We start from the raw sequence: 22,191 nt of genomic DNA on the forward strand, positions 1-22,191 counted from the left end.
GGTAAGCGGCTAAGGCGCTTAATCGACCAACGCCGCCGCTTCTTCTATACCCACCGAGACCAACCGTGAGACGCCGGGCTCTTGCATGGTGACCCCCATCAGGCGCTCGGCGGCTTCCATGGCGATTTTGTTGTGGGTGATATAGATGAACTGAACGTTCTCGGACATTTCTTTTACCAGCTTGGCGTAACGCCCCACGTTGGCGTCGTCTAGCGGTGCGTCTACCTCGTCCAACATACAGAAAGGCGCGGGATTAAGCTGAAAAATGGCGAATACCAGCGATAGCGCGGTAAGCGCCTTTTCACCGCCCGAAAGCAGATGAATGGTGCTGTTCTTCTTGCCCGGTGGGCGAGCCATAATCGCCACGCCGGTTTCCAGCAGATCATCCCCGGTCAACGTTAGCCATGCCGCGCCGCCACCGAACACACGAGGAAACAGCGCTTGCAGCCCGCTATTGACCTGATCAAAGGTCTCGCGGAAGCGCACCCGAGTTTCCTGATCGATACGCTTAATCGCCCGTTCAAGGGTTTCCAGTGCTTCCGTGAGTTCAGCGTGCTGGGCTTCTAAGTAGTTGCGCCGCTCGGCCTGTTGGTCGTACTCCTCAATGGCGGCCAGGTTGATCGCCCCCAAGCGGCGAATCTTGTCCGTGGTGCTTTCCAGGCGCTCTTGCCAACGGGTTTCCGTCGCTTCCTGCGGCAATTGTTCGGCGAGGGTCTCGACGTTATGGCCAAGCTCAGTTAGCTGCTCATCCTGGGTGGCTGCTTTAAGTGCCAGCGCTTGCACGTCCATACGCCGCTGCTGTAACTGCTCGCGGCTCTGTTCTAGGTTACGTTCATGCTGCTGGCGGGCAAGTTCGTCATTACGCAGTTGCTCTGCCAATGCCTGGGCTTGCTGACGCGTCGCATTCAATCGCCCTTCCTGCTGCTCACGCTGATGGAGCAATTCTTCAAGCTCTTCCCCCGCCAGCTCGTCGGGCTCGATCAACATCTCTCGCGCTTCTTCCAGTTCAGCAATGCGCAGCGAGAGCCGCTCCTCAGCGTCACTGGAGCGCGCCTGCTGAGAACGTAGGCTATCGCGCTCGGCGCTTAAGCGTTCGCGTTCTAATGCCAATGCCTGCTGCTGCGCTTTGAGTGGGGCGTGCTGTTGCGTCAACTGGTCACGCGCCTCACGCTGCCGGTTGCGCTGCTCGGCGTTGGTTTCCCGCGCTTGCGACGCGCTCTCCAGTTGCTCCATGGCCAAATGCCAACGGGCGCGTTGCTCATCAAGAGTAAGCGCTAACTCTGCTTCAGCCTCTTGTAGCTGGGCAAGCTCTTCATCCAGCTCCTTGGCGCGGCTTTCCAAGTGCTCCAATCGTTGCGCCAGGCTGCGCTCTTTAACCGCTAACTGCTGCAGGCTGACGGCATGAGCGCGCTCTTGTTCGGCCTGTTGTTCACGCTCCTGCTCCAGGGTTTCGATGGCTTCGCTAGCAACGTCGCACTGCTCCTCGGCCAGCGCCAACGCCTCTTCTTCACGCTCGCGCTGCGCAGTCAGCTCGGCGAAACGTCGGCGCGTCAGCAGTAGCCCGTCGATGCCCTCACCGTTGGCCTGCTGCTGTAGCCAACCGCGCCCCAGCCATACGCCCTCCTGGCTCACCACGCTTTCGCCGGGGGCGAGATGAGCGACCTGTGCCTCAGCTTCTGCTGTCGTTTGCGTGTAGTGAATGCTTGCTAACCACTCGCCCAGCGCACCGGCGCCTTTGACGAGGCTGTCCAGCCGCTGCCCAAACGCTGAAGCGGCTGGTGCCGTTTTATCAATCAAGCGCCAGTCGGTGGCTAAAGCCTCAGGCAAGGCGGCCAGCTGTTGAGGGGTTACAAGCCGTGCATTGAGCCAGGGGGCGAGTAGCCAGGAAGTAAGCGCTTCCCAACCGGGCTCGACCTGTAGTAACTCACCGAGTTGCGGCGCCTCTGTCAGGCCATGCGCTTCAAGGGTCGTGCCGAGCGCTGGGTCGTGGTCTGCCAACGCCGCGTCTATCAGTGCTTGCAGCGAGGCCAACTCCCCTTGGCGCTGGCTGAGTTCAGCGCGCTGCTGATCGCGTGACTGGGTGGCCTGCTGGTAGGCCGCTTTGGCGTCGCTATAGCGCTGCTGCCACTGGTCGCGCTGGGCTTGAAAGCTTTCCGCCTGCTGCTGGGCAGCAGCTAACTGTTCGTCACACACACCATGCTCTTCGCGCAGCCCAGTAAGATCGGCGACCTCACTGCGTTGCTGGCGGCGGCGCTGATTTTCAGCCTGCAGGCGCTGGATACGCTGCTCCAGGTCACGCAGTTGATCCTGGGAGCGGTCTGCATCGCGGCTGGCATCCCGCCAGCGGGTTTCGGCATCGCTCCACTGCTGTTCGGCGGCTTCTAGCGCGGGAGAGGCATCAGCAAGCGCCTGTTCCAGGCTTTCGAGCTGCTCCTCTAACGCTTCGTGCTCGGGAAGCAGATCGTCAAAGCGCTCATCGATGGCGGCTAAACGCGACTGATCGCCTTCGCTCACCCGGCGCTGCTCGTCCAGTTCACGCTTGGCGGTGGCGATGTCACTGGCCAACTGCGTTTCACGGCTACGGCGGTGAGCCTGATCCTGCTCTAAGCGGGCAATGCGGGTGGTGGTTTCAAAGAACTGCTGCTGGTGGCGATCCAACACTTTTGAAAGTTCGTCGTGCTGCTCGCGGGCTTGTTCCAAGCGGGTTTCGCACTGGCGCACCCCAAAGACGTCTTTTTCTACCGCTATTTCCAATTCGCGAACGCGGCTCTCCTGGTGCGATTGTTCCGCGCGAAGGGTGCGGCCCCGCAGCAGCGCCAACTCGCCCTTGAGTCGGTACTCTTGCTCTTTAAGCTCTTGGTAGCGCTTGGCGGCTTCGGCCTGACGCTTGAGACGTTCTAGCTGTTTATCCAACTCTTCACGAATATCGTCCAGACGCTCCAGGTTCTCCTGCGTGCGCCGCATGCGGTTTTCGGTTTCACGCCGGCGCTCTTTGTATTTGGAAATACCCGCAGCTTCTTCTAGCGTCGAGCGCAGGTCGTCGGGGCGGGCTTCGATCAACCGCGAGATCATGCCCTGACCGATAATCGCGTAGGAGCGCGGGCCTAGCCCGGTGCCCATAAACAGGTCGGCGATATCCCGCCTCCGGCACTTTTGGCCGTTGAAGAAGTAGTTGGATTGCCCGTCGCGGGTCACTAAGCGCCTAACGACGATTTCGGCATACTGCGCATAAACGCCGCCCATGCCGCCGTCGCGATTATCGAATTTGAGTTCGATCGAAGCTTGGCTGATGGGTTTCCGGCCGGTGGAACCGTTGAAAATAACGTCCGCCATCGATTCGCCGCGCAGGGTTTTGGCGGAGGATTCCCCCATGACCCAGCGCACGGCGTCAATAATATTGGATTTACCGCAGCCGTTCGGGCCCACGATGGCTGTCATGTTGCCATCGAAAGGGACCGTGACAGGATCCACAAAGGACTTGAACCCGACTAAGCGTATCGAGGTTAAACGCATATCGGCGTCACTTTTCGCGGCGTCAAAGCAGAGCGGTTCAAAGCGAGGCTACTCAAAGACACGGTTAATCACCACCTCGGCGGCTTCATCGTCTGAGATTGGCCCAACGCTGACGCTTTCCAGGTCGCCAAATAAATCCCCCGGCTGGGGCATGGCTTGGCCAGAAGGCGAAACGCGCACTACTAAACGCGCCTCACGTACCTGAGAGATTTGCGCCTGTGGCGACATGGCGACGCTGTTGTCTAGCACCACGGTCATGGGAAGCTCAGCCACCTGTGCCTGCACGACAGCCAGCGGCGGTAGTTCACCTTCCAAATCACGCGCGGTAATGAATACCGTGTCATCGCCGTCAACGCGTTCAGCGATGGCTTCATCCAGCGAGACGTGCACGCGAATGCCACTGCTCTCGGCGTTGGTTTGTTCAGGCTCGATACCCAGGCGCTCCTGAGCCACGCGAATGCCTTCGCGTAGAGAGGTAACCGTATTGGGGTCTTCGATGTTGGCGATCGCTCGACGCCAGTGATCAATCGCCTGTGCGTAATCGCCGTTATTAAAGGCGTTAACCCCTAGCAAACCCAACACCGTTGGTTGGCGCGGGTCTTGCGCCAGGGTTTCATCGACCAGTGCTTGCACTTCATCGGTGAGTTCACGCTCGGCCATAAAGAAACGAATTTGCGCCAGTTGAGCAAGCAGCGGCGGAATACGCCCCTCAATGCCAATCAAATGCTCAAGCGCATCCACCGCCTCGGGCAGCTGGCCGGTTTCGCGATAGGCAGGGAATAGCAAGCTCCATACGTTAGGGTTATCCGGCTGGCGCTCGGCCTGCTCCTCCATGCGTTCGATATACAGCGCCAGCGAACCGTCAGGGTCGTTCTGCACCGCTTGCTGTACCGACAGCAGTACAAGGTCACCCTCGGCACCCTCTTGCTGATACCAGAGTACGCTGACGACAACCATGGCCACCATGACCACCGGGACAGCAAAGCGCCCTGCGCCCGCCGCTTTGAGCGGCCGACGCTCGCGGGCAGCGGTGTCTTCCAGCAGGCTCCGCTCGAGCTCCAGGCGGTCCTCTTCAAAGCGCTCGGCACCAATATCGCCACGCGCCCGCGCGGCTTCTAATGAACTTAGCCGACGTTTGAATATCGCTACGTTTTGCTCGGCAGAAGTATCATTGGTTTCAAACGCATGCTGTTGGTCATGTAATCGGCGCGCGTTTCTTAGCGGTAGGACCAAGAGCCATAACGCGGGAAGCAGTAAAACGGCAATCGCAATCCAGAGCAGCGTCATGAAGACCCCTTTCGGTTAATCAGCGCCTCTATGCGGCGACGCTCTTCGACGCTGAGCGCTTTGGCAGAAGCATGTCGGCGGGCGCGAATCATCAAGACCACCACCAGCGCGCCTAGCAATACCAGCGCAATAGGCAGCCCCCAAAGCAGGTAGGTGCGACTCTCTAATCGCGGATTATAGAGAATATATTCACCAAACCGCTGCACCATATGGTTAACGATTTCGATGTCCGACTGCCCGTCTTGCAGCAGTTGATAGACCCGCTCGCGCATATCCGCCGAAATAGGGGCGTCGGAATCATCAATGGCTTGGTTTTCACATAGCGGACAGCGCATTGAGGAGGTCAAGTCGCGGTAGCGCTGCTCCATGACGGGATCGTCAAACTCGCGTAATTCAATGCCCGCCGCCACGGCGCCTGACGTCATAACCAACAGCATTAGTGCCGCGATGATACGCATCAACGCCATTTTTCCACCTCCGGCAGTATCCGTTCGCGTACGTCTTCCGGCGAGACATAGCCTTTATGGTGGTAGCGAATCACGCCGTCGGCATCGACCAAAAAGGTTTCCGGAGCGCCATAGACGCCAAGATCAAAGCCTAATGCGCCTTCCGGATCAAAAATATTGGTCTCAAACGGGTCGCCAAATTCGCTTAGAAACTCTAGGCCTTTTTCGCGGGTATCGCGATAGTTAACCCCAATCATGCGGATATCGTGGTCGGCCAGTTCCAACAACTGAGGCATTTCCTGTTTGCATGCGGGGCACCATTCACCCCATACGTTAACCAGCGTGACCTCCCCCTTGAGCAGCGACTGATCGACCTGCTGAGCTTCATCGCGCAGCGTGGTCGCCTCGAAGGCCGGAAACTCGCGCGCCATCAACGCCGAATCGCGCTGCGAGGGATCCAGTGACAGGCCGTGGTAGAAAAACAGTGCCAAGCCTAAGAAACCCACCGGTAGAAGTAATAGTAAAAGCCGTCGCTTCATGCCGTGGCCTCCCTGGGTGTATCGCTATTACTCTTCATGCTCGACGCGCTACTGTGGACGGCAGCACGACGGTAGCGCTTGTCGAGTACCGCCAACAGCCCGCCGGATGCCATTAGCAGTGCACCGAGCCACAGCCAGCGAACAAACGGTTTGTACTGCACGCGCATCGCCCAACTGCCGTCGCCCAGGTCTTCGCCCATGGCCACATACAGATCACGGAACAGCCCCGGCCGCAGGGCCACCTGGGTCATCGGCATGCCTGTCGCTAGATAAAGGCGCTTTTCAGGGCGCATGATAAAGCGGCTACCGGAATCGCCACGCTGCACCTCGATAATCGAGGTATCGGCGAGAAAGTTAGGTCCGCGGCGCTCGGTCAGCTCGCGCATGGAGAACTGATAGCCGGCGACGTCTACCGTGGTACCCGGCGACATGCGCACGTTGCGTTCGATGTTGTAGTTGGAAACCACCGCCACACCCACGATCGTGACGGCCACCCCAATGTGGCCTAATACCATGCCCCAATAAGAGAGCGAGAGCTTGCGCACGCCAGCGACAAACGAGCTGGCGTGGCGGGTTTTATCAAATACATCGCGCACCATCGGCAGCACAATCCAGAGCGCAGAGACAATGCCGAGGGAGACGAAGAGATTCCACTCCCCGCGATAAAGCAGCGGCATCAATAGGCCCAATACCAGCGCAGCCATGCCCGCCAGCCATAGCTTGTGGACTAAATCCCGCGCCGCCATGCTCTTCCAGCGGGTAACCGAACCAAGCCCCATAAAGATACACATCACCACGGTGAGCGGGACAAACAACGCATTGAAATAGGGCGGGCCCACACTGATTTTACCCAGCCCCAAGGAGTCGAGAATCAACGGGTAGACGGTGCCGAGCAGCACGGTCACGGTCATGATTACCAGGAAGATATTATTCACCAGCAGCAGCGCATCGCGGGAGAGCCAGTTAAAGCCCACTTTGTGGCTGACCCGGGGGGCGCGCAGGGCAAACACCAGCAGCGACAGTGTGACCGTGATCGCCAGCAGCATCAGGATAAAGAAACCGCGGGCAGGATCATTGGCAAACGCGTGCACGGAGGTGAGCACGCCGGAGCGCACCAGGAAGGTGCCCATCAGCGAAAGCGAAAAGGTCGAGATCGCCAGCAGCACGGTCCAGCTTTTAAACGAGCCGCGCTTTTCGGTGACCGCCAGCGAGTGAACCAATGCAGTGCCGGTCAGCCAGGGCAATAGCGAAGCATTTTCGACCGGGTCCCAGAACCACCAGCCGCCCCAGCCCAGCTCGTAATAGGCCCACCAGCTCCCCAGCGCGATACCCACGGTCAGAAACGCCCAGGCCAGGTTGGTCCAGGGCCGCGCCCAGCGGGTCCAGGCCGCATCCAAACGCCCGCCCATCAGCGCGGCAATCGCAAACGCAAAGACCACCGAAAAGCCCACATAGCCCATATAGAGCATCGGCGGGTGAACAACTAAGCCGAAATCTTGCAGCAGTGGGTTAAGGTCAGCGCCATCCTGCGGCATATCGGGGAGCAGGCGCTCAAACGGATTGGAGGTGATCAGGATAAACAGTAAGAAGCCGACACACACCATGCCCATTACACCCATCACCCGAGCGACCATATCCCGCGGCAGGTTGCCGGTGAACAGACTGGCCGCAAAGCCCCAGCCCGCCAGCATCAGGCTCCATAACAGGACAGAGCCCTCATGGTTGCCCCACACCGCGCTGAATTTGTAGTACCACGGCAGGAGCGAATTGGAGTTATTGGCCACGTTTGCCACGCTGAAGTCATCCAGCATGTAGCTGGCGGTCAAGCAGGCATAAGCAATAGCGACAAATAGAAACTGCCCGGCCGCCATGGGCTGGCCATAAGCCATCCACAGGGGGCGGCGAGTCGCTGCGCCTGCCAGTGGCATCACTGCCTGCACCATTGCCATTAACAGCGCAATGATAAGCGCAAAATGGCCAATTTCAGGGATCAATTTGATGAACATGTGTGCTCCGCATGAGGCTGAGTTGCCAACCCTGGTGTTGCATTAACTAGTATTCGCTTGCCTCGGGGACGCCCTCTTCATCCAGGCGTTGGCCAACCTCGGCGGCTTTGGCCTGGTAGTCAGCTGGCGAATAGCCAGCTTCTTCCAACGCCTGCGCTACCTCCGGGGGCATGTAGTTTTCATCGTGGCGGGCAAGCACCTTATCGGCATATAACCGGCCATCGGCCTGCAGCTCACCCACCACCACGACGCCTTGGCCTTCACGGAACAGGTCGGGCAGGATGCCGCTGTAGTAGACCTCCAGATCATCGACGTAGTCGGTTACGGTAAACGCTACATCAAGGCTTTCAGGGTCGCGGGAAACCGAGCCCTCTTTCACCATGCCGCCCGCGCGGATCTGGCGTTCTATAGGGGCGTCGCCTTGAGCGATTTGTACTGGGCTAAAAAACAGATTGATATTGGCACGCAGCGCATAAAGCGTTAACCCGACAGCAATCGCGGTTAACGACACCAAACCCATAATGACGAAGAGTTTCTGTTTACGTTTAGGGGTCATTGGGCGTTACCTCTCAAGCTGTTTGCGCGCCGCGCCCGACGCTTTATGCCATTCAATAACTGACGCTGCTCAACGCGTGCATGCCAAACGGTGGCCACCAGCAGCAGTGCGGTTACTCCCCAGGCGGACCAGACATAAGGCGCGTGCCCGCCCATGGCAAGAAATTCTGAAAATGAGGCAAATGCCATTAGCGCGTCTCCTCTGCCTGAACGTGCATCGCTTGACCATTAACCAGGTCTTGCACCCAGCGCTTGCTGGCTTCTCGGCGCAGGATCTCGCTGCGCGTGCGCATCAGCGTTAAAGCAATAAAAAAGCTGTAAAAACCCAGCACCATAATGACCAGCGGCAGCCACATCTCGGTGGGCATTGTTGGCCGCGAGGTTAACGTAAACGAGGCGGGTTGGTGCAGGGTGTACCACCAATCCACCGAGTATTTGATGATGGGAATATTGATGACCCCCACCATAGCGAGCACCGAGGCCGCCCGAGACGCGCTATCACGGCTGGAGAACGCGCCGCGCAGCGCAATGACGCCTAAATAAAGAAACAGCAGAATCAGCATGGAGGTGAGCCGTGCGTCCCACATCCACCACGTACCCCACGTAGGCACGCCCCATACCGCCCCGGAAAACAGCGCCACAAAGGTCATGGCAGCGCCCAGCGGGGCCATGACTGCAGCGGCCATATCGGCCACTTTAATTTTCCAGACCATAAACACCAGCCCAGACACTGCCATGGAGATAAAAATGGATTGGGCTAAAAACGCCGCCGGCACGTGGACATAAATGATCCGGAAGCTGTGGCCCTGCTGGTAATCCGCTGGCGCAAATACGAGCCCCCACAGCGAACCCACCACCAGCAGCAGCGCCGCTGCCGCCCAAAACCAGGGCTGCAATTTGGCACTAATGCCATAGAACCACTTGGGTGATCCCAGTTTATGTATAAAGGCCCACATAGCGTGTCCTGTCCTTAACCGTTAATACTGATACGCAGCGATGCGGCAATCGCCCACGGCGCCAACATGAGCGCAGCGGCAAGCAGCGCCCCTAGAATAGCCAGGTGCGCGGCAACACCGTCACCTAAAATAGCGGCCTGTACCGCGCCTGCGCCAAAAATGAGCACCGGGATATACAGCGGCAGTATCAGCAGCGAAAGCAGTACACCGCCTCGCGCCAAACCGACCGTTAGCGCTGCGCCAATGGCGCCAATCAGGCTCAAGCTTGCTGTACCCAGCGCCAGCGACAGTGCCAATACCGCGTAGCTACCCGCAGGCAGCGCGAGCATAATGCCCAGCAGGGGCGCCATCAGCGCTAAAGGCAGCCCGGTAAGTAGCCAATGGACCGCCACTTTGGCTAAGCTCAGCGCGGCCAGCGGCTGCGGCGCCAACAGCAACTGTTCCAAGCTGCCATCGTCATAATCGCTGCGAAATAGACTGTCCAACGACAGCAGCGCGGCTAGCAAGGCGGCCACCCACAGCAAGCCGGGTGCGATAACGGCCAATAGCTCTGGGTCCGGCGAAATCGCAATCGGGAACAGCGTGATCACCAGCGCAAAAAACACCAGCGGGTTGAGCACTTCGCCACGCCGCCGCAGCAGCAGCGTTAGATCTCGCACCAAGGTCGCCTTCACGGCGACCATCAGCCCGCCCTGATGTTCAAGCAGTGGCAACGCCGGTGCCTCTCTAGCGGTTTCTGCCCCTGGTAAAGAGCTATCTATAGCGCTAGCTGGCACTCCGTGTGCAGAACTATTTTCAGAACTATGTGAAGTACTGTCTGAAGTGCTGTGTGAAGTGCTGTGCAACCCTGTCTCCTTCTACCCTAGCGCTATACGCCTTAGCAGCGGTGAGGCGGTTAACGCATGGTGGGTGGTGACAATCACACAGCCACCCGTCTGCGCATGCATCGTCAGTTGCCGTTCAAGCGCGGCGACGCCGTGGCGATCAATCGCAGTAAAAGGCTCATCCAGTATCCACAGCGCCCGCGGCGACAGGGTTAAGCGCGCCAGCGCCACCCGGCGCTGCTGCCCCGCCGAGAGTTGCCCAGTGGGCACATCTTCAAAGCCTGCCAAACCTACCCGTTCAAGGGCGTCCAGACGTTGGTCCTCGCTGTGGCCATCCGCGTTTTTCTCACCATATAGCGCCTGATACCAGGCTAAGTTTTCCAACGGAGAAAGGCCTGTTTTTATACCTGGCGCATGCCCTAGATAGAGTAAATTTGCGAGAAAATGTTCACGCACGCGCTTCATGGGTGCGCCATTCCAGAACAATTCGCCTTGATAGTCGCTGAGCTGCCCAGAGAGGATTTTTAACAGACTGGTTTTACCGCTGCCGTTCGGCCCTTCAATACGCACGATCTCGCCGCTGCGAATATCGAGATCCAGCCCCTTAAACAGTGAGCGATCATCACGTTCGCAGGACAGCTGTCGGGCTTGTAGACACAGGCTCAAGAGACTCTCCAGGCACATTGATTTCGGGTCGAACTCTACACGGAAAGCCCGTTTCTCGCCACTCACTCTATGCGGCGCTGGGTCGCAGCGTGATCTACCGCCATCAGCATTACGACTAATTACTGCTAGCACTGTATGCAAAAACAGGCCTATACTAAAACCACTGTATGAAAAGACATGTTCTGGCGAGCTCAGCACTGGAGATTTCACAATGACGATATCGATGGCAGTACCCACCGCGACCTTCGGCCATAGACAACCAGTACCGCAGGCTTTCGCCATGGCACCCAGCGTGACACGCCGTAATACCTACGCGCTTAAAATCCGCGGTAACGCACTGTGTGATTGCAACTTGTTCGACGGCGATGTCATTATTATTCGGCGCTATCAACACGATGCCCAAACAGAAACCGCTGTTGCCGAAATCAACCAGCAAACAATAGCCTTGAAGCACCTTTCGATCAGCCGCTTTGGCGTTGAACTTTGGCCTGAAGATGCCGTGCAGCCAGCGCTTTTTTTGCATAACCGTGATATTCAGGTATTGGGCATGGTGATGGGTGTTGAACCTCATCCAAGAGATTGCCTGAACAGTAAGCCAACTGTCACGGAGCATTAATGCGCTATCGGGTTCCAGAGCTTTCCCCCTCTTCCTGGCACACGTCTGAGATAGAAGTAGAAAAGAGCCAATTCATCACCTGGATTTGCCACGCCGCAGCGATCGATGCATTCAGCCATATGCTGGCAGCGGCTAAAGCCGCGCACCCCAATGCGAGCCATCACTGCACCGCCTTTATAGCCGGACCGCCCGGCGAGCAGAATCAGATTGGTTTTTCGGATGACGGCGAACCTGGCGGCACCGCGGGACGGCCCATGTACCAAGTGCTTCAAGGCAGCCAACTCGGCCATATTGGTTGCGTGGTGATTCGCTATTTTGGCGGCACCAAGTTAGGCACCGGCGGCTTGGCCCGCGCTTACGCTCAGGCCGTTAGCCATGCGCTCGAAACGCTACCTACCCAGGAAGTGGTCGAACGCGACCGTTACACCTTACGGCTGAGCTTTGCCAACGAAGCCATTGCCCGCGCCTGGTGCGAAGAAGGCGATATCCCCATTGAACAAGCAGACTATGATGGCGACGGCGTCCGCCTGACCATTGGCTGGCCGCGAGATTGCCCGCTTGACCTTGCCCCGCTAGAAAACCGCTTGAAGAGCGCTGTTGAGATTCTCTCTGCACCAACGACATGACGCAGCAGGGCTGAAGACCCCCATATGTCATTGCGTGGAGCCTGCGACGCGACAACCTCGTCTTACCTTGAGAACGAACCCAGATTGCTTCACTTTGTTCGCAATGACACCTACCGGTCATTGCGAGGAGCTTGCGACGTGGCGATCTCGTCTTGCGGTGGAACACAAAAACGGGATCGCCGCGCTTCGTTCGCGATGACAGTCAGTAAATGACTAGCCCAGATATTTAATCATTACACCCGCAGCCACCGCAGACCCAATAACGCCTGCAACATTGGGCCCCATAGCATGCATCAGCAGGAAGTTATGCGGGTTAGATTCCAATCCTACTTTGTTAGCCACTCGGGCGGCCATCGGCACCGCCGATACGCCTGCGGCCCCGATCAGCGGATTGATGGGCATTTTGCTAACCAAGTTCATCAGCTTCGCCATCAATACCCCCGCCGCGGTGCCGATACCAAAGGCAACAATGCCCAGTCCCAGTATGCCCAGCGTCTCAAATGCCAGAAAGCTTTCGGCCATCAGCTTAGAACCTACCGACAGGCCAAGAATAATGGTGACGATATTGATAAGCGCATTTTGCGAGGTGTCCGACAAGCGTTCTACTACGCCACATTCACGCATCAAGTTACCGAAGCAAAACATACCCAGCAGTGGTGCGGCATCCGGTAGAAAAAGCGCGACCAGAATCAACAGCATCAAGGGGAAGACGACCTTCTCCAACTTGGAGACCGGCCGTAGCTGCGTCATCTTGATTTGACGCTCTTTATCAGTGGTCAAAAGACGCATGATCGGCGGCTGTATCAGCGGCACCAACGCCATATAGGCGTAGGCAGCCACCGCAATCGCCCCCAGCAATTCAGGTGCCAACACGCTGGAAACGTAGATAGAGGTCGGACCATCTGCCCCACCGATAATACCGATAGCGGCCGCCTGATTGAGCGAGAAATCCATGATCCCCATCGAGGTGAGCGCCACAGCACCAAATAGCGTGGCAAAAATACCAAACTGAGCGGCAGCCCCTAAAAACAGCGTGCGGGGGTTCGCCAGCAGCGGGCCAAAGTCCGTCATGGCCCCAACGCCCATAAAGATGATTAGCGGGGCAATGCCCGATCCAATCGCCACTTTATAGAAGTTGTAAAGCATGCCATCGCTGTAACCAACGCCAATGGCAATATCTCGTGCCGCACGCAGTTGGTCCGGCGCGGCGCCGTCATGAGCAATCGTTTTTAACGCTTCGCGCCACGCTTCCGCTTTCACGAGCGGATCCAACGTAGCGCCCAACGCGGCCGCCATCTGCTGTAGCACCGCGGGTTTAGCTACCTCAATCGCTTGGTCGAGAGCTGAAATTGCCAGCCCCGCTTCAGGAATATTAGCGAGGATGCCGCCAAAACCGATCGGCACCAGCAGCAGCGGCTCAAACTTCTTATAGATGGCCAGATAAAGCAGCAGTAGGCCCACCAGGATCATGGCCGCCTGACCAAGCTCAAGGCTATACAGCCCAGAGCCTTCCCACAACGTGACTAATTTATCCATTACTGGGCCCTTAGAGCTCGATCAACGTGTCGCCTACGGCTACGCTGTCGCCCTCGCTGACGTTAACCTTAGACACCGTGCCTGCACTGCTGGCACGCACCTCGGTTTCCATTTTCATCGCTTCCAGGATGATGACGACATCCCCTTCAGCGACCTGCTCGCCAGGGCGCACATTGACCTTGAATATGTTGCCCGCCAAGGGGGCATCAATACTTTCTCCACTGGGCGCCGGGGCTTCATCTTGGGGTGCACTGTTGCTCGCAGTCGCCTGCTCTTGCACCTCGCCAAGCTCTCCACCTTCGGAGACCTCCACCACATACGCTTTGCCGTTGAGCTTAACGGTGTAGGTTTCTGGCCCACTGCTGGCGACGGGCGCGCGGCTCTCTGCTGGAGCAGGCGCTTTTTCGGCACTCGCCTCAGCCACCTGCGGGGCAGGCTCAAAGGCCTCTGGATTGTCACGGTTCTTGAGGAATTTCAGGCCAATCTGGGGAAACAGTGCGTAGGTCAGCACGTCATCCACTTCGCGCTCGCCTTCGGCCAAGCGGATACCGTCAGCGCTGGCCTTCTCTTTTAGCTCTGCGGCCAGCTTTTCCATCTCAGGTGAGAGATTATCCGCCGGGCGGCAGGTAATCGGCTCGCCGCCTTCCAACACGCGCTTTTGCAGCTCGGCGTTAAACGGCGCAGGCGCCGCACCGTACTCACCTTTGAGCAGCGCTTGAACTTCTTTGGAAATGGACTTGTAACGCTCGCCCATCATGACGTTCATGACGGCCTGGGTGCCGACAATTTGCGAGGTCGGTGTCACCAGCGGAATAAAGCCCAGATCTTCGCGCACACGAGGAATTTCATTCAGCACGTCGTCCAGTTTATCGCCTGCGCCCTGCTCCTTTAACTGGCCTTCCATGTTGGTCAGCATGCCGCCCGGCACCTGGGCAATTAGGATGCGCGAATCGATACCGCGCAGCGAACCTTCAAAAGCAGCGTACTTTTTGCGCACTTCGCGGAAGTAACCGGCAATATCTTCTAGCAACTCAAGATCCAGCCCGGTATCACGCCCGGTATCTTTCAACATGGCCACGACGGACTCCGTCGGACTGTGGCCATAGGTCATCGACATGGAGGAAATCGAGGTGTCGACGTTATCGATGCCTGCTTCCACCGCCTTCAAGATGGTCGAGGTGGAAAGGCCGGTGGTGGCGTGGCAGTGCAGGTGTACCGGAATCGACAGCTCTTTTTTGAGCCGCGTTACCAAATCGAAGGCGGTATAAGGCGTAAGAAGCCCCGCCATATCCTTGATAGCCAATGAATCCGCACCTAAACCGGCAATGGTTTTGGCGAGATCGACCCAGCTATCCAGGGTATGCACCGGGCTGACGGTATAGGAGATCGTGCCTTGCGCATGGCCTTCCACATTACGCACAGCTTGAATGGCGCGTTCCAGGTTGCGCGGATCATTCATCGCATCAAACACACGGAAAACATCCACACCATTGATTTTCGCCCGCTCGACGAACTTATCGACGACGTCATCGGCGTAGTGGCGGTAGCCCAGCAAGTTCTGACCGCGAAGCAGCATCGCTTGGGGCGTATTGGGCATTGCCTCTTTCAGGGCACGAATGCGCTCCCACGGGTCTTCGCCCAAATAACGGATACAGGCGTCATAGGTCGCTCCGCCCCATGTTTCCAACGACCAGTAGCCAACCCGATCCAGCTTTTCAGCGATGGGCAACATATCGTCCAGGCGCATTCGGGTGGCAAAAAGCGATTGATGGGCATCGCGTAGCACGACATCCGTGATGCCTAAAGGGCGTTTTGTTTCATTCATAGTCTTGGCTCACCGTAGAGAGTTGTTAGGTTTGTAGTAAAAATAACAAAAAAATAACCAAAAGAGGGATGAAATGAAAAAAATTGAGAAAGTTAGCGACGCCGAGCTGAACGGTAGCGATGCACGGCAGCGCTAATGACGGCCATGACCTCGTCATCATGAGCGGAGGAAACCGAAGATGGCGACGCTTTTTTGCCCGTTTCAACCGCTACAGGAGCGGGCTGATAACGCCCAATAAGCTTCGACATCAGCGTAACGCTAATGACCAAAATCGTAAGAAAAACAAACACTACACCCATGCCGAGCGCCATCAACGCCAGCCCATCTTGCAACAGTGCCTGATCCTGCATAAAGCGGTCTCCTTGCGGCTTGGTGTCTTGAAGCACAGTTCAAGTACCATTTTTGCGCATCTAACGGCGCCAATACGATGAAAGGCGCTTGGCGCAGTAAGGGGAATGCACTAACCTGCCACACCCAGAATAGAATGCAATGGCGCGATAGTGGAAGTCATGGTTGTTAATTTACTACATAACGGCAGAATCGGCCTAGCCCCAATGGAAGGCGTGATCGATGCCCTGACGCGGGACTTATTGACACGCCACGCGGGCTTCGATTGGACGGTGACCGAATTTGTCCGCGTCGTCGACGCGCGCCTGCCACCAAGAGTGTTTTATAAGCATTGCCCGGAGCTTATGCAACCGCCCGTAGCGACCCCAAGCGGCATTCCCGTGCATTTACAGCTGCTTGGCTCCGACCCTGACGCCCTGGCAGCCAATGCGCGGCAGGCGCTCAAACTCGGCGCCGTCAGCATTGATCTCAATTTTGGCTGTCCGGCCAAACTGGTTAACCGCCATGATGGCGGCGCTTCACTACTCCGCCAGCCAGACCGCGTGTACAAAGCGGTCAAGGCGGTTCACGACGCCCTGGAAGGCGAAATCCCGGTGACCGCAAAGATTCGTCTCGGTTTCGCCAATCGCCGCTTAGCGGTTGCCTGCGGCCAAGCCACCGAAGCGGGCGGTGCAGCGCAGCTAGTGGTGCATGCGCGCACCCGCGATGAGGGCTACCGCCCACCGGCGCACTGGGAATGGATTGGCAAGATTCGCCGCCAAGTGAACATCCCCGTGGTCGCCAATGGCGATATTTGGACGTTAGAGGATTATTGGAAAGCTCGCACGCTCTCTGGGTGTCAAGACGTGATGCTAGGGCGCAGTGCCTTGGCAGACCCCTGGCTTGCCCCGCGTATCCGCCACTGGCTCAAGACCGGCGAACGATTGCCTGAGAGCAGTTGGGCGATGCGCGCCAATGTGCTCAAAGAGTACGCCGCGCTTCAGCGCCAACAGCTGCCTGATCGCGTGGTGGTCTCTTTGGTAAAGCAGTGGCTTGCCCAAATGCGCCAAGGCAGTTCTGAAGCCGAGCAGAACTTTCAGCGGGTGAAGCGCATTACCGAATTGGACCTTTTGCTCGATAGCCTTGTGGTTGACGAGCAGCTCGCCACCCTGGCTTAGGCTCTGTCTGAAAAGTGACTAGCGCCCCTTTCCGCAACGCCTTATCTGTTTATAGCCAAAAAAAAGCGCCCTACCGCAAAGCGGGGGCGCTACACACGATCGCAAGACCGGAGCGCGAGCATATACCGGTCAGGCTGGAAAAGAGGCAGTCAGGCTAGATATGAACCTTCAGGCTAGGTAAAGAAAAATCAGGCTGGAAACAGAAAACCCGCTCTCGTTTAGAGAGCGGGTTTAGAAATCTGGCGCGCCCGGGAGGATTCGAACCTCCGACCCCCTGATTCGTAGTCAGGTACTCTATCCAGCTGAGCTACGGGCGCGTAATGTTGCAACTAACGTTTACTCATACAACTAACAATTCATTGAGAAGGTGGCGCGCCCGGGAGGATTCGAACCTCCGACCCCCTGATTCGTAGTCAGGTACTCTATCCAGCTGAGCTACGGGCGCATACCTTGTGACCATGTACTTTTTAACAAAACTTTTATTAATAAAAATTCTCATTAACAAAGTACTACCTGGCCGTGCGGTTGGCGGAGAGAGAGGGATTCGAACCCTCGATAGGGCTATAAACCCTATACTCCCTTAGCAGGGGAGCGCCTTCAGCCACTCGGCCACCTCTCCTTAACGACACGGCGCGAATATTACCGATTTGGGGGTCTTTTGTCTAGCCCTCCACAGATTTTTTTCGCACCGGCCATATCTTACAGTCAAGCTTACGTCTTAGGCATCGTGTCATCATGCAAGCCCGCAAGTCTCATTCCACTTCGTTTTCGCTATTTCTTTCACGCTGAATGCGCTGATAAATCTCTTCGCGGTGCACTGCGACATCTTTCGGCGCATTTACACCAATACGCACTTGATTGCCTTTTACACCTAGTACGGTGACGGTGATTTCATCACCGATCATCAGGGTTTCGCCAACACGGCGAGTTAGGATGAGCATGGCTGATCTCCTTTTCAGACGTTTATGCAACGGGATATGTCAGCCGGAGGCAACACTAGGCCATTATGCGCCATAGTGTTGCCTGTCACCAACGACTCCGGCTCCATGACACCTTCAACCTCCCGTTGAAAGAAAGCTCACCACCACACGGCAGCAAGTACCCCTTCAGCGTAGAAGGTTTAAGGCATATATGTTATTCAGATTCGATATCTGCTTGATCTAAACCAAAAGCCTTATGTAATGCATTAACGGCAAGCTCCATATGTTTCTCATCGATGACGACCGAGATTTTAATCTCAGAGGTCGAGACCATACGAATATTGACGTTTTCATCGGCCAAAACGCGAAACATCTTGGACGCCACACCCGCGTGCGAGCGCATACCGACACCGACTAAGGATACCTTAGCAATATTGTCGTCACCACGCAGCTCTCCGCCGCCAAGATCTGGAATTACCGTCTCTTCCAGCAGCTTTTTAGTTGCCTTGTAATCGCCTTTGGCCACCGTGAAGGTGAAATCGGTATAGTCACCGGCCGGAGCAACGTTTTGCACGATCATATCGACTTCGATATTGGCGTCGGCAATCGGGCCAAGAATGCGTGAAGCAACGCCTGGCACATCTGGCGTATTGAGCAGGGTCAGTTTGGCTTCGTTCTTGGTAAAGGCAATACCGGAGATCAGTGGTTCTTCCATAGCGTCCTCGTCTTGGTCTGCTTCTGCAACAATTAGGGTACCGGGGCCATCTTCAAAGCTCGACAGCACCCGCAGGGGCACGTTGTATTTACCGGCAAATTCTACCGCGCGGATCTGCAGCACTTTAGAGCCTAGGCTGGCAAGCTCCAGCATCTCTTCTACGGTAATGCGCTCAAGACGCTGCGCTTTGGTACATACCCGTGGGTCAGTGGTGTATACGCCGTCCACATCGGTGTAGATCTGGCACTCATCGGCACCCAGTGCAGCGGCAAGCGCCACCCCAGTGGTGTCAGAGCCACCACGGCCCAGGGTAGTAATGTTGCCGTCTTCATCGACCCCTTGGAAACCGGCCACGACCACCACTTGGCCTGCTTCCAGGTCAGCTTTCAGGTCATCGGTTTCGATGCGCTGAATACGCGCCTTGGTGTAGGCGCTGTCAGTATGAATACCGACCTGGGCACCAGTGTGGGAAGTAGCTGGCACGCCAATTTGCTGCAATGCCATGGCGAGTAGCGAAATCGTTACCTGCTCGCCAGTCGACAGCAGCATATCCATCTCGCGCGGTGCGGGGTCTTCATTGAGTGCCTGCGCCATGTCCGTGAGGCGATTCGTTTCGCCGCTCATCGCGGAGACCACGACCACTACCTGATGGCCTTGATCGCGGAAGCCCTTGACCTTTTCCGCTACGGCCTTGATACGCTCGACAGAGCCCACCGAAGTGCCGCCGAACTTCTGTACGTATAGTGCCATATGCCGTTTTTCCTATGCGTTCGGGAATGGAGGGTGAAATTGTTATCAGTTTTAAATAAATAAGGCCGGTGACAATCATGCCACCGGCCCAAAGGTTTAGCTAAGTACGTTCTCCAACCATGCCGGCACGCTGTTCAACGCATCCGGCAAAGCGTCGGGTTGACTGCCGCCAGCCTGGGCCATATCTGCGCGGCCACCACCCTTACCGCCCACCTGGGAAGCAACATGATTAACCAGATCGCCCGCTTTCACTCTATCGGTTAGATCTTGGGTTACCCCAGCAATCAAGCTTACTTTGCCAGTCGCAGCGTCGGCGACGCCAAGGATGATCACCCCGGAACCGAGCTTATTCTTAAGCTGATCAAGCACCCCGCGCAGATCTTTACCAGAGACACCTTCCAGCTGGGTCGCTAACAGCTTAACCCCCTGGATGTCTTGCGCTTGGCTAAGCATGTCGCTACCCGCTGCGCTGGCGAGCTTGGCTTTCAACTGCTCTAGCTCTTTTTCCAGACCCCGGTTACGTTCAACCAGGGACTCTACACGCGCCTCTACTTGTTCAGGCTTGGTTTTCAAGCGTTCGCCCAAACGGCCCAGACTCGCTTCCTGCTCGCGGAAGTAGTTAAGCGCGTTTTCACCGGTAATTGCTTCAATACGACGCACACCGGACGCAATGCCGACTTCACTGATGATATGACAGCAACCAATGTCACCACTGCGCGACACATGGGTGCCGCCGCAAAGCTCGATAGAGAAGTCGTCGGCCCCAATGGTCAGTACACGCACGTTCTCAGCGTATTTGGCCTCAAATAGCGCGGCTGCGCCTTTTGCTTTGGCTTGATCAAGGCTCATCTGCTCGGTTTTCGTCGGCGCATTAGCCAGAATCTGCTCATTAACCAGCCGCTCGACTTCCGTTAACTGCTCGGCTGTCATTGGTTCGAAGTGACTGAAGTCAAAGCGCAGACGCTCAGCATTGACCAGCGAGCCTTTCTGCTGCACGTGGTCGCCCAGCACCATACGCAGCGCTTTGTGCAACAGGTGCGTGGCTGAGTGATTACGGATGGTGGCAGTACGCAGACTGGCATCCACTTCGCCACGCACGCTAGCACCCACGCTGAGTGAGCCTTCCACCATGACGCCTTGGTGAAGGTGATGACCGCTCTGCTTTTGGGTATCGGTTACCTGGAAGCGTCCGGCGTCGACATAGAGATAGCCGGTATCACCGACCTGACCGCCTGACTCGCCATAAAACGGCGTACGATCGAGCACCACAACGCCCTTCTGCCCTACTTCAAGAGCAGCCAGTGGGTTGCCTTCGCTATCGACCAGTGCCGTGACCTTGGACTGCTCTTCCAGTCGATCATAACCAGTGAAAGCGGTCTCACCCTCGAGCTCAATAGAAGCGCTATAGTCGGCACCAAACTGGCTCGCTGCCCGAGCACGCTCGCGCTGGGCCTCTAACGCCTGTTCAAAGCCTGCTTCGTCGAGCGTAACACCGCGCTCACGGCATACATCGGCGGTGAGATCAAACGGAAATCCGTAGGTATCGTACAGCTTGAAGACCGTTTCGCCTGGCAGGACCTTGCCATCGAGCTCAGCTAGCGCTGCATTCAACAACCCCATGCCATGATCCAGAGTACGTGCAAATTGCTCTTCTTCCTTCAATAGCACTCGCGCTATTTGAGCATGCGCCTCACGCAGCTCCGGATAGGCACCGCCCATCTCCGCATCCAGCGCGTCCACCAGCTTGTGGAAGAATGGCTCTACTGCGCCTAGCTTATGGCCGTGGCGAATCGCCCGGCGAATGATCCGCCGCAGCACGTAGCCGCGCCCTTCATTGGAAGGCAGCACACCGTCGGCAATCAGGAAGGCACAGGAACGGATATGGTCGGCAATCACGCGCAGTGATGGCGTGGCGGTGTCCGGGTGGCCAGTGGCTTTAGCGGCAGCGGCCAGCAAGTTCTGAAACAGGTCGATTTCGTAGTTAGAGTGAACGCCCTGCATCACGGCGGCAACACGCTCTAGCCCCATGCCGGTATCGATAGAGGGCTTGGGCAGCGGATTGAGCGTGCCTTGCGCATCGCGATCAAACTGCATAAACACCAAGTTCCAGATTTCGATGTAACGATCGCCATCCTCTTCCGGGCTGCCTGGCGGCCCACCCCATACGTCAGGGCCGTGATCAAAGAAAATTTCCGAGCTGGGGCCACAAGGCCCGGTATCACCCATCTGCCAGAAGTTATCCTCGTCCAGCTTGGAAAAGCGCTCGGGATCGATACCAATCTCATCTTTCCAGATCCGTTCGGCCTTATCATCGCTGATATGCACCGTTACCCACAGCTTCTCTTTGGGCAAACCCAGGGTTTCGGTTAAAAACACCCAGGCAAAACGAATGGCATCGCGCTTGAAGTAATCCCCAAAGCTGAAGTTACCTAACATTTCAAAGAAGGTGTGGTGGCGGGCGGTATAGCCGACGTTATCCAAGTCGTTGTGCTTGCCACCTGCACGCACGCAGCGTTGCGCAGAGGTTGCGCGTACGTAAGGGCGAGGGTCACGACCTAGAAACACATCTTTGAACGGCACCATGCCAGCATTGGTAAACAGCAGCGTAGGGTCGTTACCCGGCACCAAAGAGCTGGTAGGTACTATCGTATGCTCCTGCTCTTCAAAGAAAGTGAGAAAGGCCTGTCTAATCTCTGCGCTTTTCATAGGGTATCCGTAACAATAAAGCGTGATGTCCCAGGGCGCTGTCGACGCTACCCTCAGGGGTCGCAAAGGGGCCATTATAGCGCAGTTGTCAAACGACTAAAGCCGCACTTAGTGGCACAAAGGCAAACAATCGGGGAAAGTTGTCTATTAAAGCGCTACCAGAAACGTCATCAGCGTCGTTTTAACAGACAGAAAGAAAA

At 56.8% G+C, this 22,191-nt stretch carries 19 protein-coding genes and 3 tRNA genes; 3 read left to right on the forward strand and 19 right to left on the reverse strand.

Going from position 1 to position 22,191, the window contains the following annotated elements; translation table 11 throughout:
* Positions 1 to 18: 18 nt before the first annotated feature.
* The 10 genes from smc to ccmA form a co-directional block, all read right to left on the reverse strand.
* Positions 19 to 3,513, reverse strand: coding sequence for a chromosome segregation protein SMC (smc, locus tag ACUN8H_RS03615; RefSeq protein WP_445530794.1), 3,495 nt, complete (start codon positions 3,511 to 3,513; stop codon positions 19 to 21).
* Positions 3,514 to 3,561: 48 nt separating this feature from the next.
* Positions 3,562 to 4,800, reverse strand: coding sequence for a c-type cytochrome biogenesis protein CcmI (gene ccmI, locus ACUN8H_RS03620; RefSeq protein WP_445530795.1), 1,239 nt, complete (start codon positions 4,798 to 4,800; stop codon positions 3,562 to 3,564).
* Entirely contained in the window at positions 4,797 to 5,267 is a 471-nt protein-coding gene (locus ACUN8H_RS03625; RefSeq protein WP_445530796.1) for a cytochrome c-type biogenesis protein, read from the reverse strand. The genes ccmI and ACUN8H_RS03625 overlap by 4 nt, the downstream gene beginning before the upstream one ends.
* Positions 5,258 to 5,785: a DsbE family thiol:disulfide interchange protein gene (locus tag ACUN8H_RS03630; RefSeq protein WP_290700097.1), complete on the reverse strand. Its 528-nt coding sequence runs from the start codon at positions 5,783 to 5,785 to the stop codon at positions 5,258 to 5,260. The genes ACUN8H_RS03625 and ACUN8H_RS03630 overlap by 10 nt, the downstream gene beginning before the upstream one ends.
* A complete protein-coding gene (locus ACUN8H_RS03635) occupies positions 5,782 to 7,791 on the reverse strand; it encodes a heme lyase CcmF/NrfE family subunit (protein ID WP_445530797.1) in 2,010 nt (669 codons plus the stop codon). The genes ACUN8H_RS03630 and ACUN8H_RS03635 overlap by 4 nt, the downstream gene beginning before the upstream one ends.
* Positions 7,792 to 7,837: 46 nt before the next feature.
* Entirely contained in the window at positions 7,838 to 8,347 is a 510-nt protein-coding gene (gene ccmE / locus ACUN8H_RS03640; RefSeq protein WP_445530798.1) for a cytochrome c maturation protein CcmE, read from the reverse strand.
* On the reverse strand, positions 8,344 to 8,535 hold the full coding sequence (gene ccmD, locus ACUN8H_RS03645; protein ID WP_179916484.1) for a heme exporter protein CcmD: 192 nt from the start codon (positions 8,533 to 8,535) through the stop codon (positions 8,344 to 8,346). The genes ccmE and ccmD overlap by 4 nt, the downstream gene beginning before the upstream one ends.
* The gene (locus tag ACUN8H_RS03650) at positions 8,535 to 9,302 is read right to left on the reverse strand and encodes a heme ABC transporter permease (RefSeq protein ID WP_445530799.1); all 768 of its coding nucleotides are present in this window, start codon (positions 9,300 to 9,302) and stop codon (positions 8,535 to 8,537) included. The genes ccmD and ACUN8H_RS03650 overlap by 1 nt, the downstream gene beginning before the upstream one ends.
* Before the next feature lie 14 nt (positions 9,303 to 9,316).
* Positions 9,317 to 9,985: a heme exporter protein CcmB gene (gene ccmB / locus ACUN8H_RS03655; RefSeq protein WP_445531076.1), complete on the reverse strand. Its 669-nt coding sequence runs from the start codon at positions 9,983 to 9,985 to the stop codon at positions 9,317 to 9,319.
* Positions 9,986 to 10,159: 174 nt separating this feature from the next.
* Positions 10,160 to 10,792, reverse strand: a complete 633-nt coding sequence (gene ccmA / locus ACUN8H_RS03660) for a cytochrome c biogenesis heme-transporting ATPase CcmA (RefSeq protein WP_445530800.1) — start codon at positions 10,790 to 10,792, stop codon at positions 10,160 to 10,162.
* Between the two features lie 211 nt (positions 10,793 to 11,003).
* Between ccmA and ACUN8H_RS03665 the strand changes: the two genes are divergently transcribed.
* Together ACUN8H_RS03665 and ACUN8H_RS03670 are read left to right on the forward strand one after the other, a co-directional pair.
* Entirely contained in the window at positions 11,004 to 11,408 is a 405-nt protein-coding gene (locus ACUN8H_RS03665) for a LexA family protein (RefSeq protein WP_445530801.1), read from the forward strand.
* Positions 11,408 to 12,034: an IMPACT family protein gene (locus ACUN8H_RS03670; RefSeq protein WP_445530802.1), complete on the forward strand. Its 627-nt coding sequence runs from the start codon at positions 11,408 to 11,410 to the stop codon at positions 12,032 to 12,034. The genes ACUN8H_RS03665 and ACUN8H_RS03670 overlap by 1 nt, the downstream gene beginning before the upstream one ends.
* 213 nt (positions 12,035 to 12,247) lie before the next feature.
* Here ACUN8H_RS03670 and ACUN8H_RS03675 read toward each other — a convergent pair whose 3' ends face one another.
* From ACUN8H_RS03675 to ACUN8H_RS03685, 3 genes are all read right to left on the reverse strand, one after another.
* Positions 12,248 to 13,570, reverse strand: a complete 1,323-nt coding sequence (locus ACUN8H_RS03675; RefSeq protein ID WP_445530803.1) for a sodium ion-translocating decarboxylase subunit beta — start codon at positions 13,568 to 13,570, stop codon at positions 12,248 to 12,250.
* A 10-nt stretch (positions 13,571 to 13,580) separates the two neighbouring features.
* Positions 13,581 to 15,395, reverse strand: coding sequence for a sodium-extruding oxaloacetate decarboxylase subunit alpha (gene oadA, locus ACUN8H_RS03680; protein ID WP_445530804.1), 1,815 nt, complete (start codon positions 15,393 to 15,395; stop codon positions 13,581 to 13,583).
* Positions 15,396 to 15,487: 92 nt separating this feature from the next.
* Entirely contained in the window at positions 15,488 to 15,745 is a 258-nt protein-coding gene (locus ACUN8H_RS03685) for an OadG family protein (RefSeq protein WP_445530805.1), read from the reverse strand.
* A 159-nt stretch (positions 15,746 to 15,904) separates the two neighbouring features.
* Here ACUN8H_RS03685 and ACUN8H_RS03690 point away from each other — a divergent pair, with 159 nt between their 5' ends.
* On the forward strand, positions 15,905 to 16,900 hold the full coding sequence (locus tag ACUN8H_RS03690; RefSeq protein WP_445530806.1) for a tRNA dihydrouridine synthase: 996 nt from the start codon (positions 15,905 to 15,907) through the stop codon (positions 16,898 to 16,900).
* A 240-nt stretch (positions 16,901 to 17,140) separates the two neighbouring features.
* Here ACUN8H_RS03690 and ACUN8H_RS03695 read toward each other — a convergent pair.
* The 6 genes from ACUN8H_RS03695 to alaS all read right to left on the reverse strand — a co-directional run bounded on the left by ACUN8H_RS03695 (position 17,141) and on the right by alaS (position 21,991).
* Positions 17,141 to 17,217, reverse strand: a tRNA-Arg gene (locus ACUN8H_RS03695).
* A gap of 51 nt (positions 17,218 to 17,268) precedes the next feature.
* Positions 17,269 to 17,345 (reverse strand) — tRNA-Arg (locus ACUN8H_RS03700).
* 81 nt (positions 17,346 to 17,426) lie between these two features.
* A tRNA-Ser gene (locus ACUN8H_RS03705) sits at positions 17,427 to 17,519 on the reverse strand.
* Positions 17,520 to 17,652: 133 nt separating this feature from the next.
* Positions 17,653 to 17,841: a carbon storage regulator CsrA gene (gene csrA, locus ACUN8H_RS03710; protein WP_007111501.1), complete on the reverse strand. Its 189-nt coding sequence runs from the start codon at positions 17,839 to 17,841 to the stop codon at positions 17,653 to 17,655.
* A 193-nt stretch (positions 17,842 to 18,034) separates the two neighbouring features.
* Positions 18,035 to 19,285 carry an aspartate kinase gene (locus ACUN8H_RS03715; RefSeq protein WP_445530807.1) on the reverse strand — a complete coding sequence of 417 codons (1,251 nt, stop codon included), beginning with the start codon at positions 19,283 to 19,285 and terminating at the stop codon, positions 18,035 to 18,037.
* 96 nt (positions 19,286 to 19,381) lie between these two features.
* Positions 19,382 to 21,991 (reverse strand): alanine--tRNA ligase, encoded by a 2,610-nt coding sequence (gene alaS / locus ACUN8H_RS03720; protein WP_445530808.1) that lies wholly within the window; start codon positions 21,989 to 21,991, stop codon positions 19,382 to 19,384.
* Positions 21,992 to 22,191 lie beyond the last annotated feature (200 nt).

Source organism: Vreelandella sp. V005 (assembly GCF_052645115.1).